The sequence below is a fragment of the Mycolicibacterium anyangense genome (assembly GCF_010731855.1).
In the GTDB taxonomy this organism is placed as follows: Bacteria; Actinomycetota; Actinomycetes; order Mycobacteriales; family Mycobacteriaceae; genus Mycobacterium; species Mycobacterium anyangense.
Genome location: NZ_AP022620.1, coordinates 2,542,287 through 2,559,559, shown reverse-complemented (window position 1 = coordinate 2,559,559; position 17,273 = coordinate 2,542,287). Strand labels below are relative to the sequence as shown.

At 65.7% G+C, this 17,273-nt stretch carries 16 protein-coding genes; 11 read left to right on the top strand and 5 right to left on the bottom strand.

The window, feature by feature from the left end:
• Positions 1-7: 7 nt before the first annotated feature.
• Entirely contained in the window at positions 8-550 is a 543-nt protein-coding gene (locus G6N35_RS11880) for a DUF3558 domain-containing protein (RefSeq protein ID WP_170313171.1), read from the top strand.
• A gap of 28 nt (positions 551-578) precedes the next feature.
• Here the strand turns inward: G6N35_RS11880 and G6N35_RS11875 are convergent, their stop codons facing one another.
• Positions 579-1,055 carry a SixA phosphatase family protein gene (locus G6N35_RS11875; RefSeq protein ID WP_163807624.1) on the bottom strand — a complete coding sequence of 159 codons (477 nt, stop codon included), beginning with the start codon at positions 1,053-1,055 and terminating at the stop codon, positions 579-581.
• A 103-nt stretch (positions 1,056-1,158) separates the two neighbouring features.
• Here G6N35_RS11875 and G6N35_RS11870 point away from each other — a divergent pair, with 103 nt between their 5' ends.
• The 3 genes from G6N35_RS11870 (at position 1,159) to G6N35_RS11860 (ending at position 5,844) form a co-directional block, all read left to right on the top strand.
• Complete coding sequence (locus G6N35_RS11870) at positions 1,159-2,310, top strand: metallophosphoesterase family protein (protein ID WP_163804431.1); 1,152 nt, start codon at positions 1,159-1,161, stop codon at positions 2,308-2,310.
• Entirely contained in the window at positions 2,307-4,934 is a 2,628-nt protein-coding gene (locus tag G6N35_RS11865) for an AAA family ATPase (RefSeq protein WP_163804430.1), read from the top strand. Before G6N35_RS11870 ends, G6N35_RS11865 begins: the two co-directional genes overlap by 4 nt.
• Before the next feature lie 106 nt (positions 4,935-5,040).
• Positions 5,041-5,844 carry a hypothetical protein gene (locus G6N35_RS11860; protein ID WP_163804429.1) on the top strand — a complete coding sequence of 268 codons (804 nt, stop codon included), beginning with the start codon at positions 5,041-5,043 and terminating at the stop codon, positions 5,842-5,844.
• A gap of 139 nt (positions 5,845-5,983) precedes the next feature.
• Here the strand turns inward: G6N35_RS11860 and G6N35_RS11855 are convergent, their stop codons facing one another.
• Positions 5,984-6,283: a hypothetical protein gene (locus tag G6N35_RS11855; protein WP_163804428.1), complete on the bottom strand. Its 300-nt coding sequence runs from the start codon at positions 6,281-6,283 to the stop codon at positions 5,984-5,986.
• Between the two features lie 785 nt (positions 6,284-7,068).
• On the opposite strand from G6N35_RS11855, the gene G6N35_RS11850 reads away from it, so the two are divergent.
• Positions 7,069-8,916 (top strand): fatty acyl-AMP ligase, encoded by a 1,848-nt coding sequence (locus tag G6N35_RS11850; RefSeq protein WP_163804427.1) that lies wholly within the window; start codon positions 7,069-7,071, stop codon positions 8,914-8,916.
• 22 nt (positions 8,917-8,938) lie between these two features.
• Here the strand turns inward: G6N35_RS11850 and G6N35_RS11845 are convergent, their stop codons facing one another.
• A complete protein-coding gene (locus G6N35_RS11845; RefSeq protein WP_163804426.1) occupies positions 8,939-10,561 on the bottom strand; it encodes a phytoene desaturase family protein in 1,623 nt (540 codons plus the stop codon).
• Between the two features lie 341 nt (positions 10,562-10,902).
• Between G6N35_RS11845 and G6N35_RS11840 the strand changes: the two genes are divergently transcribed.
• Genes G6N35_RS11840 through G6N35_RS11830 form a run of 3 tightly spaced genes read left to right on the top strand, consistent with a single transcriptional unit; the run spans position 10,903 to position 12,484 of the window.
• The gene (locus G6N35_RS11840; protein ID WP_163804425.1) at positions 10,903-11,601 is read left to right on the top strand and encodes a hypothetical protein; all 699 of its coding nucleotides are present in this window, start codon (positions 10,903-10,905) and stop codon (positions 11,599-11,601) included.
• Complete coding sequence (locus G6N35_RS11835; protein ID WP_163804424.1) at positions 11,601-12,206, top strand: cytochrome c oxidase subunit 3 family protein; 606 nt, start codon at positions 11,601-11,603, stop codon at positions 12,204-12,206. The genes G6N35_RS11840 and G6N35_RS11835 overlap by 1 nt, the downstream gene beginning before the upstream one ends.
• A complete protein-coding gene (locus G6N35_RS11830) occupies positions 12,203-12,484 on the top strand; it encodes a cytochrome C oxidase subunit IV family protein (protein WP_246224286.1) in 282 nt (93 codons plus the stop codon). The genes G6N35_RS11835 and G6N35_RS11830 overlap by 4 nt, the downstream gene beginning before the upstream one ends.
• Positions 12,485-12,491: 7 nt before the next feature.
• Here the strand turns inward: G6N35_RS11830 and G6N35_RS11825 are convergent, their stop codons facing one another.
• Positions 12,492-13,148 (bottom strand): TetR/AcrR family transcriptional regulator, encoded by a 657-nt coding sequence (locus G6N35_RS11825; RefSeq protein WP_246224285.1) that lies wholly within the window; start codon positions 13,146-13,148, stop codon positions 12,492-12,494.
• A 210-nt stretch (positions 13,149-13,358) separates the two neighbouring features.
• Between G6N35_RS11825 and G6N35_RS11820 the strand changes: the two genes are divergently transcribed.
• The gene (locus tag G6N35_RS11820; protein ID WP_163804423.1) at positions 13,359-14,231 is read left to right on the top strand and encodes a hypothetical protein; all 873 of its coding nucleotides are present in this window, start codon (positions 13,359-13,361) and stop codon (positions 14,229-14,231) included.
• Between the two features lie 38 nt (positions 14,232-14,269).
• Here G6N35_RS11820 and G6N35_RS11815 read toward each other — a convergent pair whose 3' ends face one another.
• Positions 14,270-14,836, bottom strand: a complete 567-nt coding sequence (locus G6N35_RS11815; protein WP_407664618.1) for a TetR/AcrR family transcriptional regulator — start codon at positions 14,834-14,836, stop codon at positions 14,270-14,272.
• Positions 14,837-15,072: 236 nt separating this feature from the next.
• Between G6N35_RS11815 and G6N35_RS11810 the strand changes: the two genes are divergently transcribed.
• The gene (locus G6N35_RS11810) at positions 15,073-16,119 is read left to right on the top strand and encodes a DUF7064 domain-containing protein (protein WP_163804421.1); all 1,047 of its coding nucleotides are present in this window, start codon (positions 15,073-15,075) and stop codon (positions 16,117-16,119) included.
• A 24-nt stretch (positions 16,120-16,143) separates the two neighbouring features.
• The gene (locus tag G6N35_RS11805; RefSeq protein ID WP_163804420.1) at positions 16,144-17,256 is read left to right on the top strand and encodes a phosphotransferase family protein; all 1,113 of its coding nucleotides are present in this window, start codon (positions 16,144-16,146) and stop codon (positions 17,254-17,256) included.
• The last annotated feature ends 17 nt before the right edge of the window (positions 17,257-17,273 follow it).

Below are 17,273 nucleotides of genomic sequence, written 5' to 3'. Positions count from 1 at the left end.
GGCGATGTTGCGGCGTCCGCTCGTCGGCGCGGTGGCGGTCCTGTCGGTGTTCGCCGCGGTCACCGGCTGCGCGCGTACCGTCGACGGCACCGCCGCCAAGTCCGGTTCGGGCACGGTGGATCGCAATGACAACTCCGCCCAGCAGTACCCGAACCTGCTCAAGGAATGCGAAGTCCTGACCCAGGACATCATCGCCAAGACCGTCGGGGCCGATCCGCTGGACATCCAGAGCACGTTCGTCGGCGCGGTGTGCCGTTGGCAGGCCGCCAACCCGGCCGGGCTGGTGGACATCACCCGGTTCTGGTTCGAGCAGGGCAGCCTGGACAACGAGAAGAAGATCGCCGACTTCCTCAAGTACCAGGTGGAGAACCGGTCGATCGCCGGGGTGCGGTCCATCGTGATGCGCACCAACGACCCCAACGGCGGTTGCGGCGTGGCCAGCGATGCCGCCGGCGTGGTCGGGTGGTGGATCAACCCGCAGGCCCCCGGTATCGACGCGTGTGGTCAGGCGATCAAGCTGATGGAACTGACGCTGGCCACCAACTCCTAACGGGGATGAGCGCTTGCGCGAAGACCAACTAACGGGGCACGTGAAAGGCGATCAGCCCGGCGCCGCTGAGTTCCAGCGCTGACCAGCTGACCGGTACCCGCAGTACGGCGATGGCCGAGGTGGGGAACTTCATCGAGATCTGTGCCGCGGCATCGTGGTCGGAAGCCTGCGGGTCGGCCAGGCCCAGACTGACCTGGGACACCGTCGGTTCGTGGCCGACGACCAGCAGGGTGGCGACATCGTCGAGCACCTGGTTGATCTCCTCGATCATGGTGCCGGGAGTGGCGCCGTAAAGCCGGTCGGAGAACTCGACCGGGGCGTTGACGCCGGTGCGCTCGAGGGTCTGTCGCGTCCTGGTCGCCGACGAGCACAGCACCTGCTCGATGGGCGGCAGGTTGTCGCGCAGCCAGTCCCCGGCCAGCCCGGCCTCCCGGATGCCGCGGGGCGCCAGCGGGCGCTGATGGTCCGCGACGCCGCTGGGATAGTCCGACTTGGCGTGGCGCATGACGATCAGGCTGCGGGTACTCACGCAGACAGGCTAAAGCGTGGACCGCACATGCCGGTCGAGGTCCCCGGACTTGTCGGCGGACCGCCATACACTGCGGCCCATGCGTTTCCTGCACACCGCCGACTGGCAGCTCGGCATGACGCGGCACTTCCTGGAAGGGGAGGCTCAGCCGCGCTATTCAGCCGCCCGGCGGGAGGCTGTGTCCAGCCTGGGGCCGCTGGCCGGCGGGTGCGGTGCGGAGTTCGTGGTCGTCGCCGGCGACGTCTTCGAACACAACCAGCTCGCCCCGAAGGTGGTCAGCCAGTCGCTGGAGGCCATGCGGGGAATCGGCGTTCCGGTGTACCTGCTGCCTGGCAACCACGACCCGCTGGACGCGTCGTCGGTGTACACCAGCGCACTGTTCACCGCCGAATGCCCCGACAACGTGACGGTCCTGGACCGGGCCGGGGTGTGGGAGGTGCGGCCCGGTGTGGAGCTCGTCGTCGCGCCGTGGCGTTCCAAGTCGCCGACCACCGACCTCGTCGCGGAGGTGCTGGCCGGCCTGCCCGCCGACGGCACCACCCGGATCATCGTCGCACACGGCGGAGTGGACATCCTCGACCCGGATCCCACCCGGGTCTCGCTGATCCGGATGGCCCCGCTGGCCGAGGCCCTCGAGCGCGGCGCGGTGCACTATGTGGCGTTGGGGGACAAGCACTCTCGCACGTGTGTCGGCGACAGTGGCCGGATCTGGTATTCCGGCTCGCCGGAGGTCACCAACTACGACCATGTGGAGGCCGATCCGGGCCATGTCCTGGTGGTCGACATCGACGAGGAACATCCGGCCCACCCGGTCTCGGTCGAGGCGCGCCACGTGGGGCGGTGGCGCTTCCTCACCCTGCACCGGCCGGTCAACGACAGCCGGGACATCGCCGATCTCGACGTCAACCTCGACCTGATGGCGGACAAGGACCGCACTGTCGTACAACTCGGGCTCACCGGCACGCTCACAGTCACCGACCGGGCAGCCTTGGATGCCTGCCTGGACAAGTACGCCCGGCTGTTCGCCTACCTGGGCACCTGGGAACGCCACACCGACATCGCGGTCATGCCGGCCGACGGAGAGTTCGATGACCTCGGGATCGGCGGCTTCGCCGCGACCGCGCTGGAGGAGCTGGTTGCCACCGCCCGCGGGGGTGACGGCGAGGACGCCCAGAACGCCCAGGGTGCGCTCGGCCTGCTGCTGCGACTCGCCGGAGGCAACGCGGCATGAAACTGCACCGACTCGTTCTGACGAACTATCGCGGAATCACCCACCGCGAGATCACCTTTCCCGACCAGGGCGTGGTCGTGGTCTGCGGTGCCAACGAGGTCGGCAAGACCTCGATGATCGAGGCGCTCGATCTGCTGCTGGAGTCCAAGGACCGTTCCACCAAGAAGGATGTCAAGCAGGTCAAGCCCACCCACGCCGACGTCGGATCCGAGGTGACGGCCGAGATCAGCACGGGCCCATACCGATTCGTCTACACCAAGTGCTTCCACAAGAAGCCCAGGACCGAGCTCACCATCGTCGCGCCGCGGCGTGAACAACTGACCGGAGACGAGGCACACGAGCGGGTGCGGGCCATGCTGGCCGAGACGGTGGACACCGACCTGTGGCACGCCCAGCGGGTGCTGCAGACCGGCTCGACGGCGGCGGTGGATCTGTCCGGGTGCGACGCCTTGTCGCGTGCCCTCGATGTGGCCGCCGGGGACACCGCCGACACCCTGGAGGCCTCCGGTGCCGACTCGTTGCTCATCGAGCGCATCGACGCCGAGTACGCCCGCTACTTCACCTCCACCGGCCGGCCGACCGGTGAGTGGTCTTGTGCCATCAGCCAATTGAAGGCTGCCACCGACGAGGTGGCCCGCTGCCGGGCGGCCGTCGCCGAGGTCGACCAGCGGGTGGCCCGGCATGCCGAGCTGGCCGAGAAGCTGTCTGTTCTGACGGCTCAGCGGAGCACCGTCTCGCAGCGCAGCGAGGCCGCTGAACGAGCCGGTGCCGAATTGGCGGCGCTGCGCACCGAACTCGAGAACGCTCGGCTGGTCGCCGCCGCGGCCACCGGAACCGGTGCGGCCTCGGCGGCCTCGCAGGCCGAACGGGCACGGATGTGCGCTGAGGTGCAGGAGCGTGCGGCCCGCATCGCCGAGGCGGACGCCGAGGTGGCCGGGGCCGCCGAGGCAGAGGCGACCGCGCAGGAGGTCGCCACTGTTGCCGCCGCAGCCGCGCAGGAATCTGCGGCCGCATTGGCCGCGGCCGAGGCTCAGTTTGCCGGCGCGCAGCAGGTGGTCAACGACTTAGCTGGACGGGAGCAGGCGCAGCGGCTGGCCGCCCAGCTGGCCCGGATCGACTCTGCGCGTGCCGAATTGGCGACGGTCGAGGCCCAGCTCGCTGGCATCACCATGACCGCTGACGTGATGGCCGATATCGAGTCGGCGGCCGCCTTGGTGGGGCGGTGCGAGGCCCAGCTGGCGGCCACGGTCGCCAGCTTCGAGTTCACCGCGGCAGCTGATCTGCAGCTGACGGTCGACGGTCGGGCCGTGCCGTTGACGGCCGGGCAGTCGTGGTCGCCGCCGGTGTCGGCGGCGACCACCATCGAGCTGCCCGGTGTACTGAGCGTCCGGATCGACCCGGGCGTCACTACCGCCGGGATCCGGGACAAGCTCGGCGCGGCACAGGCTGTTCTGGCCGAGGCGCTGCAGCAGGGCGGTGCCGCCGACGTGGATGGTGCCCGTCAACTCGAGCAGCGGCGGTGCACCCTGGCCGGCAGCCGCGACCAGATCGGCGCGACGCTGGCGGCGCTGGTGGGCGACGACGACGTCGAGGCGCTGCGAGCCCAGGTCGCCGCTGCGCAGGCGGCCGTTGCCTCGCAGCCGGGCGAGGATGTCGACCGGGCGACGGCCGACGATCGGCTCACCGCCGCCCGGGAGGCGCTTGCCACGGTCAAGGCGCAGGCGGGTGTCGATGCGCGAGTGGCCGCTCAGGCTAAGTCGCACGCGGTCGAGAAGTCGACTCAGACAACGGTTCTCACGGCCCAGGCGGCGGCCGCCAGGGCTGAACTGGCCACTCTGCAGGACCGGTTGGCCGCCCTGCGGGCGACTGCCGGAGATGACGAGGTGGCAGCCAGGGCCGCCGCGGATGCTGCGGAGGCCCGGGAGGCCGACGCCGCGGTGGCCGCACTGGCCGAGCGGTATGCGGCCGCTGATCCCGTTGCGGTCGAAGCAGAGCTGGCCGCCGCGCGCGCCGTAGCGAGCACGCTGTCTCGCGACATCGGCGAGATCGAGCACGCACTGAACGATCTGACCGTCGAGCTCGGTGTCATTGGCAGCGAGGGTCGGCAGGGCGACCTGGACGTGGCCGAGACCACGCTGCAGCATGCCCGGGCCGACCATGACCGGGTTGGCCGCCGGGCCCGCTCCGCACATCTGTTGCGCACCGTGATGGCTCGGCACCGGGACAACACCCGGCAGCGCTATGTCGAACCGTTCCGCAGAGAGATCGAACGCCTCGGGCAGCCGGTCTTCGGGCCGACGTTCGAGGTCGAGGTCGATAGCGACTTGAAGATCTGCAACCGCACGCTCGACGGATGCACTGTGCCGTATGAGTCGCTGTCCGGTGGCGCCAAGGAACAACTGGGCATCCTGGCCCGGCTGGCCGGAGCGGCGCTGGTGGCCAAGGAGGACACCGTGCCGGTGATCATCGACGACGCGCTGGGCTTCACCGACCCGGAGCGGCTGACGAAAATGGGCGCGGTGTTCGACTCTGTCGGCAGTCACGGTCAAGTGATCGTGCTGACCTGCACACCGACCCGCTACTTCGGGGTGCGCGACGCTCACATCATCGAGCTGAGTGCCTGAGTGCCTGAGTGCAGCGGGCACGGCCAGACTGCAGCGGGCACGGCCAGACTGCAGCTGAATCATGATTCACTGTTGATCTTGGCATCGGCTGGCCGCTATGTTCGTGATGGCCAGCGAACGCTGGCATGCCCGACGCCAGGAGTTCACCATGATGCCGTCTCGATCGGAGGCCGCCGCCCTGCGGCACGACATCGAGCTTTCCCGGCGCATCCAGGTCTTTTGTGCCTGGTGCGGACCGGCTTTCGTGATCTTGCTGTTCGGCGGATGGGGCCTGTTGGGCGGATTCATCCCACTGATTCCGCCGTCATTCACCGCCGACCAGGTGGCTGCGGCCTACGGTGACGGGGCGAACCTGCACCGTATCGGCGCTCTGCTCGGGCTCATCGGGATCTTCCTGACCATCCCGTTCTTCTTCGCGATCAGCATGCAGATCCGCCGGACCGAGTTGCGGGTTCCGAGCCTGGCGATCCTGCAGTTCGCCTCGGGCATCATCGTGACGGTCGTGCTGATCATCCCGGTGTTGCTGTTCATCGGCGGCCTGTTCCGCCCCGACCGCCCAGCCGAATTGACCAAGCTCGTCAACGATCTGTCCTACGTCATGCTGATACTGCCCTGGCCGCCGATTCTCGGACAGTTGGGCGCGCTCATCGTGGCGATCTTCAGCGATCGCCGACCAGAGCCGGTGTTTCCCCGCTGGCTGGGTTACTTCAACGCCTGGGTCGCGGTGCTGCTACTGCCGGCGAGCATGATCATCTTCTTCAAGACCGGCCCGTTCGCGTGGACCGGGATCATCGGATTCTGGATTCCGGCCGCCGTCTTCGGTATCTGGTACCTCATCATGACGGCTTTCCTGTTGCGCGCCATCACATCTGAGTACCACGAGGATCTTTCTGGCGTCCAGACGCCATAGCGACACGGGCTCCCACTCGATGTGATCGGCCCAGAAGGGTTGACGGTGAGTGCCGACAGTCGGTCCTCACCTCAACGCCTTCAGGGCCGTCACATCGCTGTCTCAGGCATTCACCGGGATGGTGATGAATCGAAGACGGTCACGCTGAGGCGTGCCGCCCAGCTCTTTGCGCATGCTGAGCTAGAGCGGAATCCATATCGGCCCAAGCCAGAATCCCCAGGCGTTCTGCCCACCATCCCAGATCACGGACGCATCGGGTTGCCATGGCGGCGGGGGAGGCGGTGGCGGAGCCCATGGTGGCGGTGGCGCCGGCTGCCACCACGGAGGCGGGGGAGGGACCGGACCGGGCTGCCACCCGGGTGGTGGGGGAGGCGGAGGTGGCCCGCCGGGTGCGCCTGGTCCGCCAGGGTTCCACGGTGGCGGCGGAGGGCCTTGCCATGGCGGCGGAGGTGGGCCGCCCGGTCCGCCCGGCGGGGGACCCTGCCATGGCGGCGGAGGTGGGCCGCCCGGTCCGCCCGGCGGAGGACCCTGCCATGGTGGCGGAGGTGGGCCGCCCGGTCCGCCCGGCGGGGGTCCGCCAGGTCCGCCCGGTACGCCAGGCGGAGGTGGTGGTGGCGCGGCCTGCGCGACCGGGGTGGGCGCCGTGACGATGATCGAGGCCATGGCGACCGCGGCTGCCAATGACGTCCAACGGGGGTTGAGCATCCTGTCTCCTAGGGTTCGTCGAGAAAAGCCCTGCTCGTGGATCTCTTGCTGCCATCGCTGCCGACGGTTGGGATTGCCGGTGCCGTGGCGATGGGATCACCAACATCGCAACTGATACCCGACCCGAAGCTCTAGCAAACGCCGATGATGGTCGGCGAGTCCAGGTCTGACGCGATAATCCCAGTAACAACACAGGTTTTCGCAGTGCTGCCATCGGGCACTGGTCATTCACGGGGCGCTGCAATCTATGTCGAACTCGCTCTACCTCATCCGGCGGCGACACGGAGAGCTCCAGCATTTTCGAATTCCGCAGTTGCGCAGTAGATCTCGATGGCGTAGCCGGCCAGCTATGAACCTGTTGAGTCACTGTGGCATTGGTGTACGTGTCGGCCCCGAGATGGCGCGGCCGCCGGTCTTGGCACCTGGGGTTGTGACGTGAGTCATTGCACCGCGGGGAAGTGGGCGGAATTACAAGAACTCAGGGTATTGTTTACCTAGAACATCTAATAGTCTACCGGAATGGGTCGGGATAGCCTGTGTCGCAGTACCACTGACGAATTGCTGGCGCGCTATGTGTCATCGGACGGAACGATCTCGATTCCGGATGACCTCACGGTGACGTCGTTCCTCGCGAGCCACGCAGCCGTCGAGGACCAGAGCGCCGCCTATCGGTTCGTCGACTACTCCCAGGAGCGCGACGGGCAGATCGAAGAACTCAGCTGGCGGTCATTGGAGATCGCGGTCAACGCCGTCGCAGCACGAGTGCGGCAGGTCATCGCGCCTGGAGATCGGGTTGCAGTACTTGCTCCACACGGATTGCATTATGTGATCGGCTTTTTCGCCGCGATTCACGCCGGGGCGGTTGCGGTGCCGCTTTTCGTTCCCGCGCTGTCCGGGCATGCCGAACGGCTGAGAGCTGTACTGTCCGACTCCGATCCGCGGATCATCTTGACGACCACCAGCGCGGCTGAGTCGGTGCGGGAGATGTTGCGCGCCATTCCGATCAATGCTCGGCCGCGGGTCATCGCGGTTGATGCCGTCCCGGCGGCTCTCGGGGAGATCGCGGTTGCACCGGAACGCACCGCCGACGATGTCGCCTATCTGCAGTACACCTCCGGGTCGACGCGCACCCCCGTCGGCGTGGAGATCACCCACCGCGCTGCGTGCACCAATGTCGCTCAGATGATCCTGGCCGGTGGCCTCGACATGGGGATTCGCAGCGTCAGCTGGCTCCCGCTCTATCACGACATGGGACTGATCATGATCCTGTTCCCGATGCTGTGCGGCGGTCACATCACGCTGATGGATCCCATGGCGTTCGTCCGGCGTCCATACCGTTGGATCCGTCGGCTCGCCAACGAATCCGCCCATGGCAGAACGTTCGCCGCTGCACCGAATTTCGCATTCGCGCTGTGTGCTGAACGGGGTCTTCCACCGGACGGTGAAGCATTGGATCTCAGTAACGTCGTCGGGCTGCTGAACGGGTCAGAGCCCGTCACGATCAGCGCCATCGAGAAGTTCAACACTGCCTTCGCACCGTACGGACTCCCTGCCACGGCCATCAAGCCGTCCTATGGAATGGCAGAGGCGACCTTGTCGGTCGCCAGTATTGCTCCCGAGGCTGAACCCACAGCCGTCTATCTGGACCGTGGTGCACTGGTCCGTGGCCGGGCTGTACGAGTCGACACCGACGCACCGGGCAGCGTGCCGCTGGTGTCCTGCGGTCGACCGATACCCAGCCAGTGGCTGGTCATCGTTGACTCCACTTCCGGCGCCGAGTTGCCAGACGGAACCGTCGGCGAGATCTGGTTGCACGGCAACAACATCGGCCGTGGCTACTGGGGTCGCCCGGAAGAGACCCAACGCGTGTTCGCGAACAAGCTCCAAACGCGTCTGGAGGTGGGCAGCCACGCCGACGGTGTCGCCGACAACGGAACCTGGCTGGCGACCGGCGATCTCGGGGTCTATCTCGACGGGCAGCTCTATATCACCGGCCGCAGCAAGGATCTGATCATCATCGACGGTCGCAACCATTACCCGGCCGACGTGGAAGCCACGGTGAGCCAGTCCGCACCCGCGATCCGCGACGGATACGTCACCGCATTCGCCGTCGACGCCGCGACCGTCGGACGCGGCAGCGCTGGCGCAGGGGAGTGCCTTGTCATCGTTGCCGAGCGCGCCATCGGGTCGAGCCGGATGGAGTCTTCGTTCGTTGCTGAAGCAGTCCGGGGAGCGGTCGCTCGCACCCATCACATCCCGGTCGCCGACTTTCGTCTGGTACCCGCGGGGGCGATTCCGCGCACGACGAGTGGGAAGCTCGCACGAAGCGCCTGCCGAACGGCATACCTGGCAGGGGACTTCGACTAGCTGCCCGCACCGATGTGGTGCGTCAGCGCTTCGAGCGCTGCTCGTCGCGCATGGCGGTCTGTGCTGCCAACTTGCCCGGCAGGGCACACACTCCGCCGACCGGGTGGGTGCCGGCGCCGCTGAGGTAGAGGCCGTCGACCGGGGTCTTGTATGCACCCAGCCCCGGCGCGGGCTTGAGCGGTCCGAATCGGGTGATCAGCGGGTCGACGTGGTAGACGTTGCCCGCCGGTGCGTTGAATCGCTCCTCGATGTCGGGGCCGCCGAGGACGGCACGGTCGATCTCGAGGCTGTCCAGGCCCTCGTAGTAGTTGGCGCAATCCCGCAGCACCGAGTCGCCGACCTTGTCGCGCACGTCTTCCCACGGCTCGTTCGGGGTCACGGGGATGACGCCGGACCACAGGTAGAACGTGCTGCCACCGTCCGGTGCCTGCGAGGGATCGACCGCCGAGGGGATCATCGAGCAACTCACCGGCACCGGGTCCGGCCATTCACCTCGCACCAGAGAGTTCCATCCGGCGTCCTGCTCTTCCAAGGTGTGCCAGGCGGCGAGGTGCTTGCGCAGGTCCAGATCGTTGCCGCGCCACTTCTCGTGCCGCTTCATCGAGACGTGCCCGTCGAGGGCGACGTTGATCTTCAGCGATGTTGCGTGGGTCTTGCGTAGCGGGATGTCCTTGGCGCGGGTCGCCAGCTTTCGGTCCAGCGTGCCCTCGGGCAGCAGCTGGTTGAGCGTGATGTACGGATTGCACGTGGCGATGACGCCCTTTCGGGGGGTGATCACCCGGCCGTCCTCGAGCCGGACACCGGTGAGCCGGTCATTGGACACCACGAACTCGCTGACCCGGGTGTTGAGGTGCACCGAACCGCCGTGCGCGGTGAGATACCGCTCCAGGGCCGCCGGCAGGGAACCGGTGCCGCCTACCGGCATCATGTTCGGAACCTGCTGGACCACACCGAGATAGATCATCGCCCAGGCGGTCATGTCAAGGCGCATCTGGGAGAACGCGGCCATGGCGGCCAATGCTCCCTTGGGAAGTTCGCTTTCGAAGGTCTCTTCCAAGAACTCCGTGTGCGAGGCGGTGGCCAGATGGCGAAGTGACCAGAGCTGTTTGGGATGGCCGGCTGCGCGCAGCACCGCCTTGCCCATCTCTGTGTTCCACGGCCGTAGCGGGTGTGACTTCATGTAGGCGACGACGAGCTTCATCGCGGGGTCCAGTGCGTTGGCCAGATCCAGCCATGCCCGGGCGTCGCTGGGGGAGAACCGCCGCAGTTCGTCGGCGGTCTTGCTGGCGTCCTTCCAGATGGCCAGTGAGCTGCCGTCCGGAGCCAGTTGGACGTGGGCGGGGTCCACGGAGATCATCCGAAGGCCGTACTTGTGTAGCTCCAATTCGTCTGCCACACCAGATAATCCGAAGATCCCAGTGGCCTGGATGGCCCCTTCGTTGAAGAGGTGCTGGGGTGCCTTCGGCAGTATCGCCTTGGTGGTGGTCATGCCGCCGAGGGTGTCCGAGGCGTCGAGGACGGTCACCTGATGGCCCGCGCGAGCCAGGTAGCAACCGGCCGTCAGACCGTTGTGGCCCGCGCCCACGATGACGTAGTCGGTGTCACGTGCCGGTGCATGGGGGAGCGAAGAGGTGGAGGACGTCATGTGTGGATCGTCCATCAGGATGAATCGGAAATCAAGGTCGATCTAATAATCAATTTTGCGCCAGATCGGCATCGGGCACTATTACCTGCGGATATACCGCCGAACGGGTTGGGGAGCGCCCGCGCCGCCGGATGCCGTCGGTTGCTGAATCAACTATCACTCTTGAGTTCTAGTTCATCAGACAGCTAGCCTCGGTCGGTCCGGTTCGCCACGAGCGAGGAGTCGCGTTGTCAGATGACGGCCCAGTGGGTACTGGCGGAGAATCGGACGAGCTGGCCAAAGAACGGGATCTTCGGACTCGGATTCAGATCGTCGCCGCCTGGTGCGGTGTCCTTTTCATTGTGGGGTTCTTCGCGGGGTGGGGGCTGATCGCCGGGTTCATCCCGGCACCGTCACCGAGTAGACCGCGCAACGCGGTGGTCGCCTACTTCGTCGACAACCAGTACCGGATCATCACCGGGTGCATCGTCACGATGGGCGCGGTCATGTTCCTCGCGCCGTTCACCTCGGTCCTGGTTCGACAGATGCGACGGATCGAAGGGCCCTCTCGAATCCTGGCCAATGTCCAGTTGTTCGGCGGCGCGGTGACCGCGGCCGTCGCGACGGTGTCATGTTTGATCTTCTTGGTCGCGGCCTTTCGGCCCGATCGTGATCCGGACATCACGCTGATGCTCAGTGACTTCGGTTTCACGACATTCATCGGTCCGTTCGCTCCAGGGCTCACGCAATGCCTGGCAATGGCGGTGGCCATCTTCTCGGATCGCCGGGCCGACCCGATCTATCCGCGATGGGTCGGGTACGCGAATCTGTGGTGCGCGGTGCTGTTCCTTCCCGGCCCGGTCCTGTTCTACTTCTTCACCGGGCCGTTCGCCTGGAATGGTTTGGCGGCGTTCTGGATTCCGGCCAATGCGTTTGGTGCGTGGTTCCTGATCATGGTCTACGCGACCATCAAAGCTGTGCGCCTCGAGCGTGAACAGCAGCGCAGATTCGGCGGGACCGACACAGTGCAGTCGCGACAGCATGAACCGGAGCGTGTGTGATGACCAGCTCGACGATGAGAGAGTCGGCGCGCGCCGACCGGCCGGTTCGGTATCGGGTCCCGGGTGAGCCGGGCATCTGGTTCGTCATCTTCGGTGACCTGCTGGCCTTCGGGGCGCTGTTCATCACCTACATGTACTACCGGGGGCGGTTCCCCGAGGCGTTCGCCGACGGACTGGCGGCGATGAGCCGCGGTATCGGCGTGGTCAACACGGTCGTGCTCCTGAGCGCCTCGTTGGCCGTCGTTCAGGGTGTTGGTGCCTATCGCGCCGGTGACCGCCGCGCCGCCGACCGGGCCCTGATCGTGGCCTTCGGTTGTGGCGCAGGATTCGTCGTGCTCAAGTCGGTCGAATACGGAATCAAGATCTCCCAATCCCTGGTCCCGAACACCAGTGCATTCTTCGGGCTGTACTACACGTTCACCGGAGTCCATCTGGTGCATGTGGTCATCGGTCTGGCCCTGTTGCTGTACCTGCGCGCCGTCGTCCGGAGACCGACTCCCGATATCCGCGACCGCCAGGTGGTCGAGAGCGGGGCGGTGTTCTGGCACCTGGTCGATCTGCTCTGGGTCGTCCTGTTCGCCTTGTTCTACGCGGTGCACGTATGAGCATCATGGTGGGCGTCAAGTACGTGCCTCGCCGGGGACTGATGGTGTGGGCACTGATGGTCGGGTTGGCAATCCTGACCTGGGGGATCGGCGTGGAGCACAGCCTGCCCCACACTGCTGTGACCGCAACAGTTTTGGCCATCGCGTGTCTGAAGGCCCGGTTCATCGGCTCGGACTTCATGGAGTTGCGGGCGGCGCCGCCACTACTCAGGGCGGCGTTCGATCTCTACTTCGCCGCACTCTACGTCGGGCTGATGGTCTCATACCTGGTGTGGTGAGCGGATATCAGCGCGTCGGCGCGGAGACCGATTCGTCGGTCGTCAGCTCGATGTGGGCAATCCGGTGAGCGGCTTCGGCATCGACGCCGAACGCGCGTAGCATCATCTCTGCGCCCCGGCTTTCGGTTTCCGGTCCGGCCGCTACCACTCCGGCCAGCATGGCCCGGATGACACCAAGTGCGCTGGATGCCACCGTCACCAGAGCTAGCTCGGTGTCCGCGATCGTGAATTGCCCTGCTGCGCAGCCACGTTCGATTGCCTGACGAGCCCACGGGCGAACGGATGTCTCGAATATCGGCTCTGTTCGGTCGAGTTCGACGAGCACCCGGGTCAGGTCGGGCTGTTCGTGGGCGAAACGAAGAAAGCGGCGAAACGAGCTTGCTGCGGCCTCGGCCGGGTCTTCGGAGGTGACGGCGGCGGTGCCGATCGACCGGACGAGCTCGGCAAGGGTCTCGGCGACAACCGCTTCGACCACGGCGTCCTTGGTCTCGAAATAGGTGTAGAAGGTCCCGAACCCGAGATCCGCGCGCTCGGTGATATCGCTGATTCGCAGTCCGGCGACGCCGCTCTCGGCGATCAACTCGCGGGTGGCGTCCATGAGGCGCTGGCGAGCTCTGGCCTTGCGGCGCTCGCGGCGTCCGCCGCCTGCTGCTTCTGCGGTCACCGGCCAATGGTCGCACATGGGGCCGCCGGCTCGGTCGATGGCTTCTCTGCCTGCGGGATTCGCCGCTCGTACACCGGACCGGATCACCGTATGAATACAAATTCATTATTGATCGAAAGATCAGACGGAGGTATGGTGCGGAGCAACGATCACCTCGCAGCTCTCTGCCCGCCCTGCAGCAATGCCAGGGATGCCAATCAAGGAGTCCGTATGACCTTGCACGAGATCTTCTTTGCGGCGCCGCCGATTCCGGCTCACCCGAAAACCCCCATGCCGTTCGTCCCGGAGATGATCTTCACGGTGTTCCTGGGGCTGCCGGTGCTCGTCGGCGTGGTCTTCGCCATTCGGCACCTACTCACCGGTCGTGGCCCACTGTTGGCCTACTGCCTCATCGGTGGCGGAATCGCGTGCCTGTTCGAGCCGATCGTGGACACGCTGGGGCTCTGCTATATCCGGCAGAACGCCACGATCACCACGTTCTCGTCGATGGGGCGGGATTTTCCGCTGTTCATCAACTTCGTCTACATCTGGTACGTCGGCGGATTGGCCTACCTCGCCTACCGGATCTACTCCACCGGTGTGACGCGCAAGGGGCTATTCCAGGTGTATCTGATCGACGTGTTCATCAACATCTTTCTGGAGAGCCCGGGCGTTCTGATGGGCGCCTATGAGTACTACGGCCCTCAGCCGCTGAACTTCTGGGGACTCCCGCTGTGGTGGGTCTGCGTCAACCCAGTGATGCCAATGACCGCCGGAGCGTTGATCTATCGACTTGCGCCCCATCTGCCGGGCTGGCGCCTGGCTCTGGTGATTGCGTTCATTCCGATGTCGGACGGCATCGCCAACGGTGCCACGGCCTGGCCGGTGTGGACCGCGCTGAACCTCAATGCACCGCTGGTGGTCAGTCACGTCGCCTGGTTGGTGACTCTCGGCCTTGCCCTGACCGCGGTGTGGATCCTGTCCTTCGTGGTGTCCCGGCCGGATGACCAGGTGTTCATCAAGACCAAGGCAGGGCTGCTCAAAGCTGCGGTGTTCGGCGTCGGGGAGAACGTGCCGGCTTCCCCGGTAGGCGCGGCCAGGTAGCCGAAGGGTGCGCTGGCGTCCGTCGGGTTGCGCGAGGCTCAGCTGCTGATGGACTGTTTGATGTGGTTGGCGATCACCAGCGCTTCTTCCGGGCGAATTCCCAGTGATGCCAGGATGTGCCGGGCGAAGTCGACTTCGGCGTAGGCGCCGTGCTTTCCGTCGAGGATCTCCCGCATCAGCGCGAACGCGCCGCCGATGACCAAGGTCAGGAGCACCTCGAGATTCGCAACGACGAATCGCCCTGAGGCGACGCCGCGCTCGACGGCGAATCGTGCGTGCGGGTGGATCGCCTCGCTGAACAGTGCTTCAGAGTGAGCGATGTTGACAGTCAGCCGGGCGAGTTCTGGCTCGCTACGGGCGAGTCCGACGACTTTCAGGCAGGCAGTGGCCACCACTTCGGCAGGATCGGTTGCGTTGTCGAGATCGGTCACCGTCGCCTCGGCGACCGCCGAGAGCGTCTCGCTGATGACCGCTTCTACAAGTGCGTCTTTCGAGGCGAAGTAGTTGTAGAACGACCCCAGGGCGATGTCGGCTCGCTCGGTGACGTCCTGGACGCGCAATCCGTTCAGGCCCTTGGCTGCGATCAGCTCTCGACCGGCGTCCATGACCAGCCGCCGGGTGCGTGACTGTTGGCGCTCCGTGCGGGTAAGGGCCGCCTTCGGGGTCTCGGGACTCACTGGTACATCATCGCTTATGAATAGATATTCAGTCTTGATTGACCAGTCGTGAAAAGCTACAGTTGTGCGACCGAATGCATGACCTGGGTCACAGCAGATGCTGTGCGTCGCGCGCATTAGCCAGCGAACCCAGCCTTCGCCAACATCGAAAGAGGCTGTCCACCATGTCGATTCGCACTCATCCGGGAAGCACCGATCTACTCCTGCCACTGCCGCAGGCCGGTGAGACCTGGGATCCGCACATGATCCACACGCACTACTTCGGTTTCTCGATACCCGAGGCGGCCATCGGCGCGTTCATCTACATCCGGTATCAACCCGCCTTCCCGCTTGCGCAGGGTGGCGTCTGTGTTTTTCAAGGCAACGACAACGTCGAACTCACCGACATGGCATACCTCGACTACGAGATCACCATGCCGTGGCCGACTGTCGATGGGGCGCGCATCACCACCGACAACGGACTGAGCATCGAATTCCTGGAGCCGGGTAAGACGGCGCGGCTGACGTATCGGGCCACCGACGCCCGGATGTCCTTCGACGTGCTCGCCGACGCGGTGACCCCGCTTCTTGCCCGCGGCCATGTCATGCCGGGAGAAGACACGCACCACGAGTCGACCGGCAATCCCGGCGGCACCGAGCAATTCATGCGGATGACGGGCGAGCTGCACCTCGACGGTGTACGGCACGCCATCGACTGCTACGCGCCCCGCGACCGCTCCTGGCGCCAGGTCCGGGTGGAAAAGCGTGGTGCCGTTCAGAGCCCGCCGGTCGGCTGGTCGCCGATGTACTTCGGCCCAGATCTGATCTTCAACCAGATCAGTTTCGAGGCCAGCGACACCGACCCGGCGTGGCAGGGCCTCTACGAGGTCGGGGACCGGCCGTCGCATCATTTCGCGTGGATCCAGCGTGGCGACCAGACGCGTGCGGTGACATCGGTGCGCCGAAACGTGCTGGCCTACCACCCCAAGCTCCACATGGCGATGGAGCAGGACATCACCGCCGAGGACGAGACCGGTGAGACCTACCGCTTCCGAGGTCACGCCATCGCGAGCGCCGCCATCCCGGCCTGGCCCAACGTCGCCTTCCGCGACAGCGTCTACCGGTGGGAGGACGAACAGGGGCGCACCTCCTTTTCCACCTACCAGGAGATCTGGTTCGACACCTATCAGCGGGCCATGCACGGCCGCGCCCTGCACAGCGTTACGTCCTGATCGCTCTCACCGAGGAGAATTTCTGTGGCACTGAAGAACACCATCGACACCGACATCATCGAGGCCAGGCTCAACACCTGGCTGGCGGCGAAGCTCGACGATGTCGACAACATCGCGGTCGCCAATCTGGTCATCCCGCAATCCGCGGGAATGTCCAATGAGACAGTCCTGTTCGACGTCGAGATGACCAAGGGTGGAGAGCAGGTCACTGAACGCCTTGTCGCCCGGGTCGCTCCCAGCGGGGAAGGGGTCTTCCCGACCTACGACCTGGGCAAGGAAGCGAAGGTGCTACAGGCGCTGGGGCAGCACACCGCGGTTCCGGTGCCCCGTGTGCTGTTCTTCGAAGACGACCCGGCCGTGTTCGGCTCACCGTTCGTCGTGATGGAGCGGGTGGACGGGGAAGTACCGTCGGACGATCCGCCGTTCACCGCCGGCGGGTGGGTGCTCGATCTGAGCCCCGAAGAGCGATCGTTGATGTGGGACAACAGTATCAAGGCCATCGCTGCGATCCACAACGCCGACTGGCATTCGATCGGGCTCATCGGACTCGATCCCGCGCCCGGTGGCGACCATCTCGGGGCCCAGCTGGACTACTGGCGGAACTTCTTCACCTGGGCCGCCGCGGGCGAGCCCAACCCGACCATCGAATACGCCTTCGGGTGGCTTGCGGACAACAAGCCCACCGAACCCGGCACGGCCGTACTCAACTGGGGTGATGCGCGGGTGGGCAACATCATCTTCGGCGCCGACCACTCGGCGGCAGCCGTGCTCGACTGGGAGATGACGACCATCGCCGCGCCGGAACTCGATCTGGGGTGGTGGTTCTTCCTGGAACGGCACCACACCGAAGGTATCGGGATGCCCATGCCCACCGGCCTTCCGAGCCGGCAGGAGACCGTCGCCCGCTACCAGCAGCTCACCGGGCATACCGTCGAAAATTTGGACTACTACGAGGTTTTCGCAGGGCTGCGGCTCTCGGTCATCATGGTTCGGGCAGCGCACATGATGATCGATGCGGGTTTCCTGCCGCCCGACGCGCCGATGGCGCTGAGCAACCCCGCCAGTCAGCTGCTGGCCAAGCTGCTCGACCAGCCCGCACCAGTGGGGCAGACCACCACCTTCATCGGCAATCGGTAAGGTCGTCGCGACCCCGC

Bases quoted from the DNA above. Each gene is read 5' to 3' on its own strand.
- G6N35_RS11875 (WP_163807624.1), bottom strand. From the start codon at position 1,055: ATGCGCCACGCCAAGTCGGACTATCCCAGCGGCGTCGCGGACCATCAG.
- G6N35_RS11870 (WP_163804431.1), top strand. From the start codon at position 1,159: ATGCGTTTCCTGCACACCGCCGACTGGCAGCTCGGCATGACGCGGCAC.
- G6N35_RS11865 (WP_163804430.1), top strand. From the start codon at position 2,307: ATGAAACTGCACCGACTCGTTCTGACGAACTATCGCGGAATCACCCAC.
- G6N35_RS11860 (WP_163804429.1), top strand. From the start codon at position 5,041: ATGGCCAGCGAACGCTGGCATGCCCGACGCCAGGAGTTCACCATGATG.
- G6N35_RS11855 (WP_163804428.1), bottom strand. From the start codon at position 6,283: ATGGCAAGGCCCTCCGCCGCCACCGTGGAACCCTGGCGGACCAGGCGC.
- G6N35_RS11850 (WP_163804427.1), top strand. From the start codon at position 7,069: ATGGGTCGGGATAGCCTGTGTCGCAGTACCACTGACGAATTGCTGGCG.
- G6N35_RS11845 (WP_163804426.1), bottom strand. From the start codon at position 10,561: ATGACGTCCTCCACCTCTTCGCTCCCCCATGCACCGGCACGTGACACC.
- G6N35_RS11835 (WP_163804424.1), top strand. From the start codon at position 11,601: ATGACCAGCTCGACGATGAGAGAGTCGGCGCGCGCCGACCGGCCGGTT.
- G6N35_RS11830 (WP_246224286.1), top strand. From the start codon at position 12,203: ATGAGCATCATGGTGGGCGTCAAGTACGTGCCTCGCCGGGGACTGATG.
- G6N35_RS11820 (WP_163804423.1), top strand. From the start codon at position 13,359: ATGACCTTGCACGAGATCTTCTTTGCGGCGCCGCCGATTCCGGCTCAC.
- G6N35_RS11815 (WP_407664618.1), bottom strand. From the start codon at position 14,836: ATGGACGCCGGTCGAGAGCTGATCGCAGCCAAGGGCCTGAACGGATTG.
- G6N35_RS11810 (WP_163804421.1), top strand. From the start codon at position 15,073: ATGTCGATTCGCACTCATCCGGGAAGCACCGATCTACTCCTGCCACTG.